Genomic DNA, 17,465 nt, shown 5'->3' with positions numbered 1-17,465 from the left:
CGCAAAAATAATCTAGGACATAACCAATTCTTAAATTAAATACAGGCGCTAACTGTGCTTTTAACACTAAATACAATCAAATTAAATATATAATATAAGCTAATCAGCTAAATCATCATTTGCATATTATTTGTTCTAGTTATAGAATGGTCTTAGGTATTTTACAGGTGGATTTCGGTAATGTCAGGTCAAATTTTGGAACTTATAATTTTTGCAGCTATTGCTTTTTTTATAATAAATAAGCTCATATCTACTTTAGGAAAAACCTCAGGTGACGATCCAGCTAAAAACAACAGCTTTTTTGGTGAGAATATAGGTAGTAAACTAAAAGACGTAACATATAGTGCTAGTACTGCAAGCATATTAAAGCCAAAATTCTTAAAAGCAAGTAAACCAAATTTAAAAGGTGTTGTTTTAGAAGAGAATAAAGAAGCGGTTGAGAAAGGGCTGCAAGAAGTGTTAGATAAAGTTCCTGCTTTTGATATTCAGCGTTTTACTAGTGGAGCAAAATTGGCTTTTCAAATGATCGTTGAATCTGCTTTGCAAAATGATGAGAAACAATTAGAAGAACTAGTAGATAAAAGGTATATTGACAGTTTTAAAACAATAGCTTCAAACTACGGTAATTTTAATTCAACTGACAATAAGCTTGAGGCTTACATATCTGACATATACTTATTTGGTAATAACATTTTCATAAAGGTGTTATTTACCGGTAATAATATTACTGATAAAATTAAGAACTTACAGGAAGAATGGACTTTTTCTAAAAGCACTTTAAGTAGTGACCCTACCTGGTATTTAACCAATATCGATAGGCCGCAGTAGTAAGCGGTGTCTTACAGAATAGTCTATTATCAATTTCCGTTAACAAGAAGTTTTAAGATTCTTGAATTGTGAGTTAATTAAAGCGTCAGTCACCACGAAAAAATAATAGTTTCTCCTTATGACTTGGTATCTCGGGATTTTAAGAGCTTATCCATATTACAAAATTGAGGTAAGAGGCAAATAGTAACCATAATAGATAAGCTATCATGACATATGCTATAATAGAATGATTAGCCCAGCTTTTAATTATTATATATACGGTGATTGCAGCAATCATCAGGATATCTACCAAAGCTATGCCAGTTAAGTGCCATCCAAAAAAAATCGGAGTCCACAGCCAGTTCAGTACTAACTGTATTATAAAAAATACCAATATGTGATTTACTTTTTGTTCTTCTCTATTTTGCCATAAAAAATGACCCACTAAGGCAAGCAAAGTATATAATATGCTCCATACTATCGGGAAAACAACATTCGGAGGGGTTAGCGATGACTTTATAATAGTGTGATACCAATCCATATTTGAACTGGTAATACTTCCAAGACCAAATCCTATAAGTTGGAACACTAAAATCCAGACAAGAGCATAAAAAGGCTTATTGGATATAGACATTATAAATAGGTTTCTAATTCTGTTTTATTTTTTATGAGAAAGTTATTTTTTACAAACGAATAAATTATTTGAGGAGCGTATCTGTAAAAACTTGTTGCATTAAATCATTTGTATCTATATAAAGAATCTTGCTGACGCAATCTACTACTAAATAAATATATTTAACTCTGTGGCTATATGCGCAGTAAGTTGTGGCCCCTTCGTCTAGCGGTTAGGACGTTACCCTTTCACGGTGAAAACACGGGTTCGATTCCCGTAGGGGTCACCATGTACATTCCCCAATTTTATAGCATTGGTCTTGTATACCTTAAGTATGTTAATCTCTTAAAATTATTCTAAAAAGAGGCTGATATTTTTGTAGATAAAACAAGGAATATTAGTTATTATCGCAAGAAAGATAAAAGTGTAGTTCTAATTTAGGTAAAGTTTATGAGCATTGGTGCTGGTCAATTGCTAATTATTTTGGTGATTATTCTAGTGTTATTTGGGGCGGGAAAATTACCTCAGGTAATGTCTGATTTAAGTAAAGGGCTTAAGTCTTTTCGAGAAGGAATGAAAGACAGTAAAGACGAAAATAATGATAAGTAATATTTGATAATTGAGTTTATGGAAAATAAGAAGTTTATTTTACCTTTGTTTGGTATATTGGTTTTTTCTCTTATATCGTGTAAAAGTAAATTGAAAGATGAAGAAATAATTCCTCCGCAGGAAAGCTATGATGCCGGTGTAGTCCAACTTGAAAAAGGTGAATATAAAAAGGCAGCAGAACATTTTGAAAAGGTGTTTTTTCAGCACCCTGGAAATGCACTAACTCCTCAAGCAGAATTAATGCAAGCTTACTCTTTGTATGTTGCCGGTGAGTACGACGAAGCAATTGATGTACTTGACATATTCATAAAACTACACCCAAGGCATGAAAATATAGCTTACGCTTATTATTTGAAAGCTCTCTCTAATTACGTTCAGATTTCAAGCGTTTTATTGGATCAGTCTAGGACCAGATATGCAAAGGAAAGTTTAGAGGAACTAATTAGGCGCTTCCCTGGCACAAAGTATGCTATTGATGCTGCTCTTAAAATAGATTTAGTAAACGACCACTTAGCAGGTAAGGAAATGTCGGTGGGAAGATATTACTTGAAAAGAAAAAACCCAATAGCAGCTATTAAGAGATTCCAAAATGTTATTGAGGAATACCAAACTACTTCGCATGCAGAAGAAGCATTATATAGGCTAGTTGAGAGTAATGCAATGCTAGGTTTAAAAGACGAAGCAGAAAAATATGCTGCCGTGCTTAGTCATAATTATCCGAGCGGAAGCTGGCTTCATAATGCGCGTAATTTATTAAAATAATGCTACCGTATGCTGCAAAACCTATCAATTCAGGATTTTCTACTAATTGAGAAATTAGACCTGGATTTTGAAGATGGGTTTTGCGTTCTTACCGGCCAAACCGGCGCTGGTAAGTCCATATTACTTGACGCTATTCTATTTGCTTTAGGTTCTAAGGCCAGTGGAGAAGTTGTGCGTGCTAATCAAGAAAAAGCTGTAGTTGTTCTTACTTTTGCTAGGGTAGAGCAAGCTGCTGAGTATTTATCCGAGTATGATATCAATCTAGATCCAGATGATGATATAATAATAAAGAGAATTCAGTACGCTAACGGCCGTAGAAAGTTTCTTCTTAATGATAATTTAGTAACTCAAAGGTTAGCCTCTGATTTATTTGATTACCTTTTAGAAATTCATGGTCAACATAATCATACTTTACTTCGAACTCATTGCTGGTTTCATAGTTTAAAAACGGGTGGGTTTTTATTCTCGTCGATAAGATTTTGGAACTGCAGCTTTTGTATTGGAATTTTTGATGATTTTATAATCAAATTGCTTAATTTTTGGCAATTTGGGCAGTATTCTCCCTTTAGCTTCATCCGCACCTTGTTTAATCCATGCTTAGCCGTTATCCACAAAAATGCCGCAGGTTAACCATGCTGTAGGCTATAGTTTTCAGAGCATAATGGTTTATGCTGTGGAATTCAAATCTCAGTAACAACCGTTTGAATTTATCTTCCCAGGCAAATATTCTCTCTATCGTTCTAAACCTTTCTTTAAAGATTTTCCGGCAAAAAGTTTGCTTTCTTCCTCGCTTAGATTTCTTGCGACTCCTTTTATTCTCTGGCATATTAGGAGTCATGCCAAGATTAAAAATTGCTTTACGATTTTTACGTGAATTATATACACCATCTAAGCTCATGGTACTTTCCTTGAGATCTATACCTATTAGTTTTACAATCTTTTTTAAGTTTGATATTGCAGGAGTAAGCAGGATTCCTTCATTCCTATTACCCGGAGCAGTAACAAAAGGCGCAATAACATTGCAGTTTCTATCACAAAACGGTACAACCTTGTCTCCTTTAGTGTGTTTATGACCATTATACCCTAAGTTGTCACCCCTTTTTTAGCAGAAGTACAAGTACCATCACCATGTAATATATCAGTATCAAGCATTCCAGCTTTAAATAACCTTGCCACCGAAGCTTCGAAAATCTTATCAAAGCATCCGTGCTTAACCCAGAACTTAAAAGCATTATAGATATTAGTATAGTGAATTTCTGGCATGCCGTCTTTATTTTTGTCTATTGGTATCTGTTCCCATTGGCAACCAGTATGCATGAGTTTAAGAATGTAATTAAATAATTTGAAAAATGATATCTTTTTACTTGGACCACGTGTGCCTTTTTTAAGATGCGGTAAGACAAATTCGTTAAATTCATCTTCTCTCAAAACAGTAGGAAGCTTGTTGTATCGTCTAATTCTGCTCATTCTATTTGGTTACTTAAATAAAATTAATGAATACTCAATATATCTACAAACCTTTTAAATACAAGGCTATAATGGTTTTATTTCGTAAAAATTCAAACCCGCAATGAGTTCTATGATAATAGTTGGCATACTCCTCTTAGCAGACTTACATGAATTAAAACTTGATTTTTCAGGAATAGGCTTTGGAATTTTATCTGCAATTTGCTATGCATGTTACGTAGTAGCCAGCAAAAAAAGTAATGTTTCCCCTCTAATTTCTACTTCAATGGTATTAATTGGCTGTAGCATTGCATGCTTGATTGTTGCATGTTTTGAGGGTAATTTTGTTATTCCAGATAGAAATAACTGGTTAAATATAACTTTTATGGCAATTATTTGTACGGCCTTACCAATATTGCTATTATTAAAAGGGTTAAAATATATAAGTTCTGAAAAAGCTGCTATAGTATCGGTTCTAGAACCGGTATTCGTTTTACTGTCTGGTATTATACTTCTGGGCGAAACGGTAAGTGTTATGCAAATATTTGGCACAATTATCATTTTATCAGGAGCGGTGATAACCTTATTTAGCAAAAATTCAACTAATCAAAAATAGCAAATAACAACGCATCGCTCTTTCTTGAATTAACAAATTGAACTGTAATATCAGAATTTAACAGAGCATACCTCGAGGCTTTCACTAAAGAATCAGTTGCAGCAACCTCGATAGTGTTTTTTAGCAATCCATTTAATTCAGTAACAGATGAAAGAGTAACAACATTATTTATTAGAAAGTCGTTTTCGCACATTATAATTAATTTATTTGCATTGACGGCAGTTGCAGCCATCGCTGAAGTAATATCAGTATCTAAAATTGCTGTCTTCCCCTTGTCAGTACAAGCTACCGGTGAAATTATTGGAACGATTTTAGTATCTTCGATTGCTAATAGAATTTCGGGATTAACTAATAACGGTTCACTCGCATAAAGCCAACTATCGTTAATTGCAATATGGTTAGACTTTTTAGCTACTAACAAATTCCCGTCTTTACCAGACAAACCAATGGCCATAACCCCAAGAGAACATAACTTTGATACTATACGTTTATTGATATGACCGGAAATAACCATTTCAAACAATCCAGATAATTTATCATCTCCAAAATGTGGGCTATATTTTTTATCATCTATACCAAGGAGTTTAAGCTGTTTTGTTAATAAATTACCGTATTCATGGATAACAATTAAATTCAGGCCGTTATCTACTAAAATTTCTAAATTCTCAGCAAAGTTAGAAAGCAGGATTTTATTTTCAATGATTACCGACGATAAGCGTATCACTACACTCATGTGTTTTATTAAATTACTACGTTCAATAATTTTTTTTATAAGCTGAGCTTTACCTGCTCTAATATTTTGAACAAGGAGATTTTTCTGATTATTTGACGTATTGCGCCAAGCTAAGTTGAAGTTCTTTTGCACCTACACCATTCTTGCTACTGGACAAAACAACATTACATAATAAGTATCCTAAACTTGCAAGATAATTCTTGATTTCCACTTCAAAGCCTTCTTTGAATTTTACCTTATCTGCTTTTGTAAATACTAATTGTATTTGTTTATCATATGAATGTAACAACTGAATTACTTTAAAATCATTTTCTTTAATACCTCTTCTAGCATCAATAAGCAAATTGACCAATTTAAGTGTAGGGCTGTTTTGTAAATAATGAAGTATCAGTTTTTCCCAATTTTGCTTTTCTTCTACCGGAACTTTAGCAAAACCATAACCAGGAAGGTCTGCTATAACTAATTTTTCTGCGATTAGAAAAAAATTTATCTGCCTGGTTCTTCCCGGTGTATGTGAAACCCTTGCCAAATTTTTTCTCCGGCAGATAGTATTAATCAAACTAGATTTGCCTACATTTGATTTTCCAACAAAAGCAACTTGGGGCAAGAACATTTTCGGTAATTGGCTTGGTTTTGCAGCTCCAGCAATAAATCTTGCTTCCTGCCTAAATATCTTTGTTCCTAGTTCATTGGCCATTCTTATCCAACTTATTTATGTAAAATTGCTGAATTATTGAGAGAATGTTATTCCACGACCAATAGATCAAAAGCCCTGCCGGAAAACTGCTAAACATAAACAGGAACATAAGCGGCATAAATTTCATAACCATAGCTTGTACTGGGTCAGCTGGCTGCGGACTCATTTTTTGTTGCAAATACATGGTTAGTGCCATAATTATTGGCCAAGCACCTATCATCAGAAAAACCGGAGGCGTAAACGGTAATAAACCAAATAAATTGAATATGGTTGTTGGATCTGGTGCGGACAGGTCATGAATCCAGCCAAAAAATGGTGCATGGCGCATTTCAATAGTTACATACAGCACTTTATAAATAGAAAAGAAAACAGGTATTTGAACCAATAATGGTAAACAACCGCTAACAGGATTGACCTTTTCTTTTTTATAAAGGCTCATAATTTCTTGATTAAGGCGCGTCTTATCATCTGCATACAGCTCTTTCAAACGCTCCATTTGTGGCTGAAGGTTTTTCATTTTTTTCATTGATCGATAAGATTTATTAGCTAACGTGAACATTGCTAACTTAATAATAATTGTAACGATCATTATACTAATACCGAAATTACCTACATATAGGTAGAAAAAATTCATGGCATTAAATATAGGTTTAGTAAGAATATAGAACCAGCCAAAATCAATTGCTCTATCAAACAATTTGATATTGTATTGATTCTCATATTTATCTAGCAAATCAACTTTTTTAGCACCGGCAAATAGTTTATGTGTTACTTCAAAACTCCCTCCGGATTCAATAATCTGAGCGGTTGAAACAAAATCAGCTTGATATTTATCCATACCTGATTTAATTCCATAAATAAAATTTGATGAATACTGATAAGAAGGATCAGGGATAAAGGCTGCAAGCCAATATTTATCTGTAATACCTAGCCAGTCTACTTTATTTTTTGTAAAACTTTGTTTTTTCTTATCTTTTATATCATCGTAATTATATTCTTTAAGTTCACCATTAACAGCTCCTATCATTCCTTGGTGAAGAATGTTTACCATCCTTTCTGATTCATGGCTATAGGTACGATTTATCAAGGCATAATATTGGGTCTGCATAGGATGGGAAGAATGGTTAATGGTTATCTGCTTGATAGTAAACATATAATTATCGTCAAGCTCCACCTTAACCACAAATTTTATCTTTTCGGGATTAGTCCAGGTAAATGTTATAGGCTTATCCGGTGAAATAATATCACCATCTGCCTCCCAAATGGTTGAAGAATCAGGAAACTTTATATTTTTATTATTTCCAAGCCACCCTATCTCAGCAAAATAAGCCTCTTGTGCCGCTGAAGGAGAAAAAAGCACTACCGGAGGACTATTTTCATCTAAGCTTGTATGATATTTTAACAGCGTTAAATCATCAAAACGCAAGCCCTGTAGTGATATAGAACCGGAAAGCACAGTAGATTTGATAGGAATCCTTTTGGATAAATTTAATGCTTCATGGCGATTAACTACTTTATCAACGTTAGTTGATTGCGTTTCTTTTTTTACACTTTCTAGAGTTTTAGTATAATGTTTTTGTTCTTCGGCAAGCCGCTGTAATTTTGGTTTTTCGTAAAAATGCTGCCAGCCAAATATTATTAGTACCGACACCACTATAGCAGTTACCAAATTTAGAAAACTATAATTCATATTGTTTTGAGAATTTATTTATACAGTCCTTGGATTTTTATAAGATTTATAGCAAATAATCAAGCTCTTTGAATTAAAAAGCCTTAAACTATCTAAAGGTTACTAAATAAAACCAATGCCAGATTAATAACTTTTCTATAAGCTGATGCACTTAATACTTGCACGCAGCCTTTAAAAATATTATCTTGGAATCCGGCTAGTGTCGGGCGTTTAATTTGTTTAGTTGGTCAGGTTCGAAAGAAAGCAGCCAGAGCAAAACCTTAAGCGGGTCGGCGCTAGCTTTAAATACAAACCACTTAAAAACCTATGGCTAATAATTCGGCACGCTACGTCCCATTTGCCAGAAAATACAGACCAAAAAATTTTAAAGAGCTATTGGGCCAGGAAGTACTTACTAAAACTCTGAGCTATTGCATAAATAATAAAAAGCTTACAGGCGCACTGCTACTTACCGGTATTAGGGGGGTTGGCAAAACATCTTCAGCCAGAATAATAGCTAAAACCGTTAATTGTACTTCTTTATTAAACGATGATTTAAATAATGCCCTCCCGTGTGAATCATGCAAAAACTGCGAAAGTTTTAATAATAACAATCATCCTGACATTATTGAAATAGATGCAGCCAGTAGAACAGGTGTAGATGACGTTAGAGAAATAATAGAAAGTAGTGAATATCGCCCGTTACTCGGCGAATATAAAATTTTTGTAATTGACGAAGTTCATATGCTTTCCAAGAACGCATTTAATGCTTTGCTCAAATTAATAGAGGAACCTCCTCCCCATGTAATATTTATTTTTGCCACAACTGAAGTACAAAAAATTCCACTAACAGTTTTATCCAGATGTCAAAGATATGATTTACGGAGGCTGTCAATCGAGGAAATTTTGGTTCTCCTTAAAAATATTGCCCAAAATGAAAATTTAAAATTAGAGGAAGAAGCGCTAAAAATAATTGCTCTAAAATCTGAAGGCTCTGCAAGGGATGCAACGGGAATACTTGATCAGGCATCCAGTTATATTCACAACGTGAGCCAGCATAATGATATAATAACTGCTAAATCCGTCAATAAGATGCTTGGCCTTGTCCAGATCAGTACAATTCTAGAATTGATAAGGTTAATTATTGAGGGTAATACTAAAGAGGCGTTAAAATTACTTGAAGAAATATATATGAACTCTAGCAACCTAGAGCATTTTGTCGAGCAAATTGCAGATTTGATTGCCAGTTTGACCAAAGAAAAGGTAATAGCGGGTTTCCACGAACCCATGTATAAAAATTATGGGAAAGAAATTACTGATATTTTATTGAAAATAAGTTTATCCAGACTTAGCATCCTATGGCAAATATTTAGCAATGGCACTAATCAAATAAAATCTTCACATAATGAGTTAATAACTGCAGAAATGCTTATTATAAAAGCAATATATTCATGTAATATACCTGATATTGAGAATCTTTTAGATAAATCCAGCCAAATTGCAGAATTTAATGTGGAGCAGACAGCACCTTCAACAAATCCAAAAACAGAAATAAACAGAAATATTTTTGATTTTTTGAAATTTTGCCATGGCCAAAATGAAATGGAATTATACTATGTATTGCTTAATGAAGTAGAAGTTAAAAATTTCACCGAGCCATTAATAGAAATAGCCGCTAATAGCAAAATTTCTCAAGAAAAAAACCTTAAATCAATGTTACACAAATGGTCTGGGATCGAGTGGAATATTGTAATATGCAAACAGGATAAAATAAATAGCTTAAAACAGGAATTACTTAAAAAAGCAAAGGCAAGCGAAGATTTCACCGTTATAAAAAATAATTTTCCTAATGCTGATGTTTCCGATATAATTCTCAAGTCATAATTTGTCCAATTTATAAAAAATAAAGGTATTTAAAAATGAATATTAACCAATTGATGAAACAAGCACAAGTAATGCAAAAAAAGATGAAAGAACTGCAGGAAGAAATTGCCAAAAAGGAATTTGAAGGCAAATCCGGCGGAGGGCTTATTTTAGTAACCATGAGCGGTAATGGTGAAATGCAAAAAATTTCTATTGATCCCTCTCTCCTAAAACCAGAAGATAGAGAAATTTTAGAAGATTTAATAATTGCAGCCTATAATGATGCAAAAGCAAAAGCTGATCAGGAATCAAAAAGTAGCATGACGGGCGCATTTGGTAATTTTGGTGGGTTACCAGGCATGAATTTACCATTTTAGCAACATATTGGTTTAATCAATCTATTAGCAGCTAAAATGGTAATGACCAAAGAAACATCAGGGCCAGATCAACTGATTTATTTATTTTCTAAACTTCCAGGACTTGGAACGCGATCAGCAAGAAGGATAGTTCTCCATTTGTTACAGGATAAAGATTTAAGGCTCAAAGGACTCATCGAAGGCTTACAAGACGCTGCTGCTAAAATTAATTGCTGCACTATTTGCAATAATATAGATTATAGCTCGCAGTGTAGAATATGTCTTGATCAGCAGCGAAGCGATAATATTATTGCTATAGTTGAAACAGTTGCAGAATTATGGGCTCTCGAGCGTACGGGCCGTTTTAAAGGACGATATCACGTTCTTGGTGGTACTCTTTCCATTAGTGCCAATCGCAGTCCGGCAGATTTAAAATTGCCCAACCTGTTATCTAGATGTAATAACCACCAAACTAAAGAGTTAATTATTGCAACCAATTCAACCCTTGATGGACAAACTACGGCTTATTTTATTACTGAATATTTCAAGAATTATCCAATCAAAACTTCAAGATTGGCAAGTGGTATTCCAATAGGAGGAGAACTTGATTATTTGGATGAAGGAACACTATGGGCGGCTTTTGAAAGTAGAAAGCCTTTTGAGTAATTTATATAAATAATACCTTAAATCAGTAATTTCTTTTTCAAATATTGATTTAATTGATTACATATTTTTATAAATTGACATTACTTTCCCTAGCATTACCTCAAGAGAAAAGTTTTCTATAGTGGATTTTCGTGCTGCTGCTCCTATTTCTTTAGCTTTACCCTTACCTAACATTGATAAACAATACTCAATTTTATCAGCAAGTTGCTGACTATCTGCCGGCGCAACATGAAACCCTGTTTTCTCATTTTCTATAGTTTCGGCAGCTCCGCCAATATTTGTAGCTATGACCAATTTTTCCATCGATTGTGCCTCGATTATTGTTCTGCCAAAAGCTTCTGGCTCTATTGAAGCAGAAACAACAATATCAGCAATACCGTATAAATTTACTATATTAGGTTCACTTCCAAATATTTGGATTTTATGCTGCATCTTATTTTTATTGATAAGGCTTGCAACTCGCTGCACATATAACGGGTGTTTAGCTAAATCACCGGTCATAATACAGTAAAAATTGAGGTGTTTGATTTTGCTTAAAGCTTCTACTAAAACGAGCTGGCCTTTCCACTCAGTCATTCTAGCTGGTAATAGGATTACAGGTGCATTAGCAGGAACATTATATTTAGTTCTGTATTTTAGCAATACGTTTTCATTTACTTTCTCTTTAGTAAATTCCCTGTAATCAACTCCTCGGTGGATTAAAACAATTTTCTTGGGATCAACTTTGTAATTCTTTATAATATGCTCTTTTACAAACTGAGATACCGCAATAACTACAGCCCCTTCCGTCATTATACTATTGTAGAATTTTTTAATTTTAGTATGAAAATTATAAACCCCATGAAAGGTGGTAACTAATTTAATACCAGTTGCTTTTGCTGCCATAAAACAACTCCATGCCGGTGCTCTTGATCTAGCATGGATTATATCTATTTTTTCTTCGTCTATTATTTTGGCAATTTTTTGGGAATTTAACCAAATAGTTATTGGGTTCTTACTAGCTACATTTAATTTTATATGTTTTGATCCTGTTGCTTGCAAAATTTTAACAAGCGGACCTCCGGCGGATATAACTATTGATTTATACCCAGACTCAACCACTTTTTTAGCAATTTCCAACGTTCCTCTTTCAACCCCTCCAGAAACAAGCGCAGGAACAACTTGCAGGATGGTTTTTTTGTGATATTCTTCAGTAGACATAAAAATAATTACTGCCAAAAACAGATAAAATGAAAAAGCTTTATACTAGTAACAAAAAAAGATTCCTTGCATATCATAAACAAACTGGTTCAAAAAATAAAGCCCCTTATATTATTTTTCTTCACGGGCTAATGTCTAATATGAACGGCCATAAGGCTATAGCAACCGAAAAATATTGCTAGGAACTGGGGTATAATTTTATTAGATTTGATAATTTTGGTAACGGTATCTCCTCTGGTGAATTTATTGACCAGACCATCAGCGATTGGTTATCAGGAGTAAATTTAGTCATACAAGAGCTAACTGAAGGACCAGTTTTATTAATAGGTTCAAGTATGGGAGCATGGCTTGCCCTAATTGCTGCAAAATTACATCCCCAAAAAGTAATTGGTGTAATAACCCTAGCTGCGGCAACGGATTTTACTAAAGAGTTAATATGGGATAAATTTACAAATGAAGAAAAAGACATTATTAAAAAACAAGGTATATATGATGTATGCAGTAATAACCCGGAATGTAATGAATCTTATCCTATTAGTTATAATTTAATAGAAGATAGTAAAAAATATCTTATGCTTAGCAAGCTATCTGAAAAAAACATAGATATTTACTGCCCGCTACATCTTATCCACGGAGTACAAGATATTGACGTCCCTTATACCATTTCTCTGAGAATAGCCGAAAAAGTAGAATCGCAAAAAGTAGTGGTTAAGTTAATAAAAGACGCCAACCATAGACTTTCGAGAGAAGAAGATTTACTAATATTATACAATTCAATAGAAGAAGTGCTTAAATCTATAGAATAAGGTCGTTTACCTAATTATTTATTGGCAATAAAATAAAAAACTTTTTTGGAAAAAATTTAACTAAGCACTTTTACACCATTTTCATAGACTAATTTATTGGATCTGGCTAATTGACAATATCCCTTTAGGAAGTTATAACCTAGATATTTAAGAGTAAGATTAGTTGCTTGAGGACAAGAAAAATATAAATTAATGTCAGAGAATTTTCAAAAAAAAGGATTAGCCATAATCCTTTCTGCTCCTTCTGGTGGAGGAAAGTCCAGTATAGCTAGAGCCTTATTAGCGAAAGATACAACTTTAGTTAGGTCTATTTCTGCTACTACTAGAAAACCACGGCCCGGAGATATTGATGGAAAAGATTATTTTTTTAAGTCAAAAAATGATTTTTTGAAAATGATAAATGAAGGTAAATTACTTGAATATTCGGAGGTATATGGCAATTTGTACGGCATACCTAAAGATTTTGTTGAAACCCAGTTACACCAAGGACATGACATAATATTTGATATTGATATCCAGGGAGCACAAAAACTAAAAACTCTATTACAAAATTCAGTTGTTAGTATATTTATTTCCCCCCCATCTATTCAAGAACTCCGCAAAAGATTAGAAGTACGAAAGCAGGATTCTCCGGAAGAAATTGATTTAAGGGTAAATTTAGCTACAAAAGAAATTGAGCACACAAAAAATTACGACCATGTAATAGTTAATAACGATTTTTTAACTAGTGTAAACGCTATATATGACTTCATTAAATCTGAAAGGAAAAAAAGAGGATTATAGGTGAGAAAAGAAAAAAAGAAAATAATCGGTGCATTTCTAGGTACCATAGTTGAGTACTATGACTATAACCTATATGGTTTTTCTGCTGCCATAATAGCCCTTAAATTTTTTCCGGAATTAGAAAAAATTCAAAGTCTTATGTATGTATTTGGAATTTATGCAATTTCCTATATTTCGAAGCCTTTAGGATCATTAATATTCAGTTTTATAGGAGATTTTTATGGTAGGTTAATCTCTCTTCGTATTACAATAATTGGCATCGCTATTCCGACTTTTACCATAGGTATCCTCCCTGATTTTAACAGCATAGGAGTAACTGCTGCTTATATTCTGATTATCTGCAGATTTATGCAAGGTTTTTTCGTGGGGGGAGAATATGATGGAGCTGCTATTTATGTTATTGAGCATCTAGGAAAGAAATATCATTATACGGCCTCAGCAATTACTAGGACTTCCGGGGTATTTGGATTACTATTAGGTATTGCAGTTACCAATCTTTTTAACTCCTCGCTATTTCCCAATTGGGCTTGGCGCATACCATTTATTTTATCGCTTCCGCTTGCGTTTCTTACCATTTACTGTAGAAAATTTTTAACTGAAACCCCTGACTTTACAAGCTCTGCAGAACAAAAAATTGAAATTGATAAGTTAGTTCCATTTATCAAACACCATAGCTTAACGCTGTTCATGACCATATTGCTTGCCGGAGGATTTGGCGTTACTTATCAGTTATCTATTATTTTTATGAGACAATATCTACCGATAGTTATTCCAGCTACTAGCACAATTATAACCAGTTTCTCTATTTTTATAGTTTTTATATTTGGAGTTTCAATGCCAATTGCAGGTTTTTTGGCCGATAAAATCGGGGAAATGATCGTTGTAAAGATAAGTCTATTGCTTACGTTAACCGCAAGTGGATTATTAGGAATAGCCATTTATTATCAACTAATGAACTTAGCATTAATTTCTACAATTATTCTAGCTATATCGGTTGCGCCGTTTAACGCTTTAGCACATGGAATAATTATCAAAGCATTCTCAGTAAACGAACGTTACAGAGGTATTAGCCTTGGTCATACTATAGGCTCAATGCTAATGTCTGGAACAGCGGCGTACATTTCTTTATATTTTATGAATAAGTATAAAATTATGCTGTTCCCTATAATATATATAGCCTTTTCTGCCCTGGTGGCTTTCTTGGTAATCTATAAATTCTCCCAAAAACGTAAAAGCCATTAATTGAATCACTTATTAGAAATAACTAGCCTTATAAAAAATAGTTAACAACTACAGAAAAGGCCATATCTTATCCACTTTCTTTATAATTTCGTCATTCATTTTAATTTTTTCTCCCCACTGCCTTGAAGTTTCTGGTGTGATCTTATTTGTAGCATCGATACCTAATTTACTTCCAAGGCCAGACATAGGAGAAGCAAAGTCCAGATAATCGATAGGGGAGTTTTCAATAAAAGTAAAATCACGCTTTGCATCGGTCCTGGTAGCCACTGCCCACATAACTTCCGACCAATTGCGAACATCTATGTCATCATCTACAATGATAATGTATTTTGTATACATAAATTGCTGCAAGAAAGACCATATACCCATCATAATTCGTTTTGCTTGCCCGGGATAAGTTTTTCTTATAGAAATAACTCCTATTCTATAAGAACAACCTTCAGGAGGAAGCCAAAAATCCACGATTTCTGGAAATTGATTCTGAATTAAAGGTATAAATATTTCATTTAATGCTTCGCCCAAGACGGAGGGCTCATCAGGCGGTTTACCGGTATAGGTGCTTAAATAAACAGGATTTTTCCGCATTGTTATGGCTTTAATTTTGAATACTGGAAACAATTCAACGTCATTATAATAACCTGTATGATCCCCAAATGGCCCTTCCGGCAAGTATTCATCTAAACTTACATAGCCTTCTAAAATAATTTCAGCATTAGCCGGTACTTTTAAATCAATAGTTTTACACTGTACTAGTTCAATAGAACTACTTTGCAACAAACCGGCAAAATTATATTCAGACATAGTATTTGGAATTGGCATAACAGCGGCGAGAGTTAAAGTTGGATTTGCTCCAATTACAGCAGCAGCCGGCATAGGTTCTTTTAGGTTTTGCCATTTAGTATGATGTGCAGCTCCCCCTCTCATTTTAAGCCAACGCATGATAAGTTTATCTTTGCCTACTACTTGCAACCGATATACGCCGAGATTATAACTATCTGTTTTATCACTGCCAGTACCTTTTGTAATAATTAAAGGCCAAGTAATTAAAGGACTTACGTCAAGTGGCCAACATTTTTGAATCGGCAAAATGTTTAAATCCGGTTCTAGAATAACAACCTCCTGGCATACTGCTTTTTTTACATTTTTAGGGGACATCGATAATATTCTTTTTGCAATCGGTAACATAGAGAATGTTTCTTTAATAGAAGATGGCGGTTCCGGATTCTTCAAAAAGGCTAGTAATTTCCCGAATTGGCGAAGCTCTGATTGCGAGTTTAAACCCAGAGCCCAGCTTATTCTCTGGGGATGAGCATATAAATTAGTAACAATTGGGAATTTAGATTTTTTACCATCTTCCTTAATAACATTTTCAAAGAGCAATGCAGGACCATTATTATGTAAAAACCGCTTACTGATTTCTGTTACCTCAAGCTGTGTTGATACTACTTCTTTAATTCTTTTTAAATGGTTATTTTTCTCTAAATATTCTAAGAAAGCAGGCAAATCTTTAAAGATCATATAGTCGATTTGTTAATTTTCCAAATACTGAAAACTATACAAAGGAATATGTTTAGGTAACAGGCAAAAATATATATAGCTTCTTTATAAGCAGCTTTTTGTAAAGTAAAGTGAAAGTAAGCAACTATTACCAGAGGCCAAAAAGTATAAATCATTTGCCTAATGTTAGACTTCCTACTATCCTTATTCGTAGTGAGAAACATACTTAGTGCTAAAAGCACTAGAGCATAATTAAATAAAGGCCAAATTAACCTCTGATGACCGTCTACAATTAACCTCTTCTTGCTTTCCTCAGGTAAATTATTAATAGGGTGTAACATCTCTGGTACATAAAGCTCTAAACTTGTTTTACTACGATCATTTTTATCAGGATCATCATTTTTAATCGCTATTAACAACTGATCAAAATATAATTTTGTTATGTTCTGATTATTATCAAAAGATTGTCTAAAACCTTGCCTTAATTCAAACAATGGTATACTATCGTGTGTTATTATTTTACCAGTTTTAGCAAACAAAACTGTACGATCTTTCGGAATTCTATTATCAAATAAAATTACCCCTTCCAAAGTACCGTCTGCATTTTTTTTATCGAGGTAAAGTGTAAAATTTTTGGATATTTGGTTAAACGTTTTTGCCTCAATGATATTTGTTGATACATAATTTTGGCGAAAATTATTAAGATCATCTTTTAATTTACTATAAGACAAAGGCATTAAATATAAAGATATATAGTAAGAAACCATAGTTATGCAAATAACAATAAGAAGTGCCGGCTTTGCCAGGGAAAAATTACTAAGGCCAGCTATTCTAAGTATGATTAGTTGTCTATTTTCTTGTAGCTTGCTATAAATATATATTACTGCTAACACAGAAATAAAAGGGGAAATCATAAAAAATATCGAAGGTATTATAAGAATAATTAGGCTTAGAAAATCAATTAATTTTACTCCTTTCTCTAATAGATATAATAACTTCAATATCTGCGTAATCCACACTAGGCTAGTTAGCACAAAACTTAACGCTATAAAAGGGTATAGGATAGTTTTTGCAATGTATTTTTTATAAATTAACATTAA

The 17,465-nt window shown here is 33.5% G+C and carries 20 protein-coding genes, 1 tRNA gene and 1 other RNA gene; 14 read left to right on the top strand and 8 right to left on the bottom strand.

Annotated elements, in window-relative coordinates:
• Positions 1-180 precede the first annotated feature (180 nt).
• Positions 181-828 carry a Tim44/TimA family putative adaptor protein gene (locus N3Z16_RS06240; RefSeq protein WP_223939061.1) on the top strand — a complete coding sequence of 216 codons (648 nt, stop codon included), beginning with the start codon at positions 181-183 and terminating at the stop codon, positions 826-828.
• Positions 829-967: 139 nt separating this feature from the next.
• Here the strand turns inward: N3Z16_RS06240 and N3Z16_RS06235 are convergent, their stop codons facing one another.
• Positions 968-1,441, bottom strand: coding sequence for a TspO/MBR family protein (locus tag N3Z16_RS06235; protein ID WP_223939060.1), 474 nt, complete (start codon positions 1,439-1,441; stop codon positions 968-970).
• Positions 1,442-1,634: 193 nt separating this feature from the next.
• Here N3Z16_RS06235 and N3Z16_RS06230 point away from each other — a divergent pair.
• From N3Z16_RS06230 to N3Z16_RS06210, 5 genes are all read left to right on the top strand, one after another.
• Positions 1,635-1,709 (top strand) — tRNA-Glu (locus tag N3Z16_RS06230).
• Between the two features lie 161 nt (positions 1,710-1,870).
• On the top strand, positions 1,871-2,029 hold the full coding sequence (gene tatA, locus N3Z16_RS06225) for a twin-arginine translocase TatA/TatE family subunit (protein ID WP_223939059.1): 159 nt from the start codon (positions 1,871-1,873) through the stop codon (positions 2,027-2,029).
• 18 nt (positions 2,030-2,047) lie between these two features.
• Positions 2,048-2,791 (top strand): outer membrane protein assembly factor BamD, encoded by a 744-nt coding sequence (locus N3Z16_RS06220; RefSeq protein ID WP_223939058.1) that lies wholly within the window; start codon positions 2,048-2,050, stop codon positions 2,789-2,791.
• A 9-nt stretch (positions 2,792-2,800) separates the two neighbouring features.
• Positions 2,801-3,421: an AAA family ATPase gene (locus N3Z16_RS06215; protein WP_282485821.1), complete on the top strand. Its 621-nt coding sequence runs from the start codon at positions 2,801-2,803 to the stop codon at positions 3,419-3,421.
• A gap of 38 nt (positions 3,422-3,459) precedes the next feature.
• Positions 3,460-3,864 carry a hypothetical protein gene (locus N3Z16_RS06210; RefSeq protein ID WP_282485820.1) on the top strand — a complete coding sequence of 135 codons (405 nt, stop codon included), beginning with the start codon at positions 3,460-3,462 and terminating at the stop codon, positions 3,862-3,864.
• A 10-nt stretch (positions 3,865-3,874) separates the two neighbouring features.
• Here the strand turns inward: N3Z16_RS06210 and N3Z16_RS06205 are convergent, their stop codons facing one another.
• A complete protein-coding gene (locus N3Z16_RS06205; RefSeq protein WP_282485819.1) occupies positions 3,875-4,258 on the bottom strand; it encodes a hypothetical protein in 384 nt (127 codons plus the stop codon).
• A 103-nt stretch (positions 4,259-4,361) separates the two neighbouring features.
• Here N3Z16_RS06205 and N3Z16_RS06200 point away from each other — a divergent pair, with 103 nt between their 5' ends.
• Entirely contained in the window at positions 4,362-4,853 is a 492-nt protein-coding gene (locus N3Z16_RS06200; RefSeq protein ID WP_282485818.1) for a DMT family transporter, read from the top strand.
• On the opposite strand, the gene N3Z16_RS06195 is transcribed toward N3Z16_RS06200, so the two are convergent.
• From N3Z16_RS06195 to yidC, 3 genes are read right to left on the bottom strand one after another with little or no spacing between them, the layout of a single operon-like run.
• A complete protein-coding gene (locus N3Z16_RS06195) occupies positions 4,840-5,718 on the bottom strand; it encodes an amino acid kinase family protein (protein ID WP_223938307.1) in 879 nt (292 codons plus the stop codon). The two genes, N3Z16_RS06200 and N3Z16_RS06195, sit on opposite strands and share 14 nt — an antisense overlap.
• Positions 5,675-6,283 carry a ribosome biogenesis GTP-binding protein YihA/YsxC gene (gene yihA, locus N3Z16_RS06190; protein ID WP_223938308.1) on the bottom strand — a complete coding sequence of 203 codons (609 nt, stop codon included), beginning with the start codon at positions 6,281-6,283 and terminating at the stop codon, positions 5,675-5,677. The genes N3Z16_RS06195 and yihA overlap by 44 nt, the downstream gene beginning before the upstream one ends.
• Positions 6,273-7,973, bottom strand: coding sequence for a membrane protein insertase YidC (gene yidC / locus N3Z16_RS06185; RefSeq protein ID WP_223938309.1), 1,701 nt, complete (start codon positions 7,971-7,973; stop codon positions 6,273-6,275). Before yidC ends, yihA begins: the two co-directional genes overlap by 11 nt.
• A gap of 191 nt (positions 7,974-8,164) precedes the next feature.
• On the opposite strand from yidC, the gene ffs reads away from it, so the two are divergent.
• The 4 genes from ffs (at position 8,165) to recR (ending at position 10,837) form a co-directional block, all read left to right on the top strand.
• An RNA gene (gene ffs, locus N3Z16_RS06180) (signal recognition particle sRNA small type) lies at positions 8,165-8,260 on the top strand.
• A 19-nt stretch (positions 8,261-8,279) separates the two neighbouring features.
• Complete coding sequence (gene dnaX, locus N3Z16_RS06175; RefSeq protein ID WP_223938310.1) at positions 8,280-9,836, top strand: DNA polymerase III subunit gamma/tau; 1,557 nt, start codon at positions 8,280-8,282, stop codon at positions 9,834-9,836.
• Between the two features lie 35 nt (positions 9,837-9,871).
• Positions 9,872-10,192 carry a YbaB/EbfC family nucleoid-associated protein gene (locus tag N3Z16_RS06170; protein WP_223938311.1) on the top strand — a complete coding sequence of 107 codons (321 nt, stop codon included), beginning with the start codon at positions 9,872-9,874 and terminating at the stop codon, positions 10,190-10,192.
• Positions 10,193-10,234: 42 nt separating this feature from the next.
• Positions 10,235-10,837 carry a recombination mediator RecR gene (gene recR, locus N3Z16_RS06165; RefSeq protein WP_223938312.1) on the top strand — a complete coding sequence of 201 codons (603 nt, stop codon included), beginning with the start codon at positions 10,235-10,237 and terminating at the stop codon, positions 10,835-10,837.
• A 57-nt stretch (positions 10,838-10,894) separates the two neighbouring features.
• Here the strand turns inward: recR and N3Z16_RS06160 are convergent, their stop codons facing one another.
• Positions 10,895-12,037, bottom strand: coding sequence for a glycosyltransferase family 4 protein (locus N3Z16_RS06160; RefSeq protein WP_282485817.1), 1,143 nt, complete (start codon positions 12,035-12,037; stop codon positions 10,895-10,897).
• A 185-nt stretch (positions 12,038-12,222) separates the two neighbouring features.
• On the opposite strand from N3Z16_RS06160, the gene N3Z16_RS06155 reads away from it, so the two are divergent.
• The 3 genes from N3Z16_RS06155 (at position 12,223) to N3Z16_RS06145 (ending at position 14,868) form a co-directional block, all read left to right on the top strand.
• The gene (locus N3Z16_RS06155; RefSeq protein ID WP_341850345.1) at positions 12,223-12,843 is read left to right on the top strand and encodes an alpha/beta hydrolase; all 621 of its coding nucleotides are present in this window, start codon (positions 12,223-12,225) and stop codon (positions 12,841-12,843) included.
• Between the two features lie 192 nt (positions 12,844-13,035).
• The gene (gmk, locus tag N3Z16_RS06150) at positions 13,036-13,626 is read left to right on the top strand and encodes a guanylate kinase (protein WP_282485816.1); all 591 of its coding nucleotides are present in this window, start codon (positions 13,036-13,038) and stop codon (positions 13,624-13,626) included.
• Positions 13,627-14,868 carry an MFS transporter gene (locus tag N3Z16_RS06145; protein ID WP_282485815.1) on the top strand — a complete coding sequence of 414 codons (1,242 nt, stop codon included), beginning with the start codon at positions 13,627-13,629 and terminating at the stop codon, positions 14,866-14,868.
• A 48-nt stretch (positions 14,869-14,916) separates the two neighbouring features.
• Here the strand turns inward: N3Z16_RS06145 and N3Z16_RS06140 are convergent, their stop codons facing one another.
• Together N3Z16_RS06140 and N3Z16_RS06135 are read right to left on the bottom strand one after the other, a co-directional pair.
• Positions 14,917-16,386, bottom strand: a complete 1,470-nt coding sequence (locus tag N3Z16_RS06140) for a UbiD family decarboxylase (RefSeq protein WP_282485814.1) — start codon at positions 16,384-16,386, stop codon at positions 14,917-14,919.
• Positions 16,383-17,462, bottom strand: coding sequence for an LptF/LptG family permease (locus N3Z16_RS06135; RefSeq protein WP_282485813.1), 1,080 nt, complete (start codon positions 17,460-17,462; stop codon positions 16,383-16,385). Before N3Z16_RS06135 ends, N3Z16_RS06140 begins: the two co-directional genes overlap by 4 nt.
• Between the last annotated feature and the right edge of the window lie 3 nt (positions 17,463-17,465).

It is taken from the genome of Candidatus Megaera polyxenophila, from assembly GCF_029982035.1.
GTDB classification, from domain to species: Bacteria; Pseudomonadota; Alphaproteobacteria; order Rickettsiales; family Rickettsiaceae; genus Megaera; species Megaera polyxenophila.
Note: the sequence above shows the minus strand (reverse complement) of the source record. Positions and strands in the feature narration are given on the sequence as shown.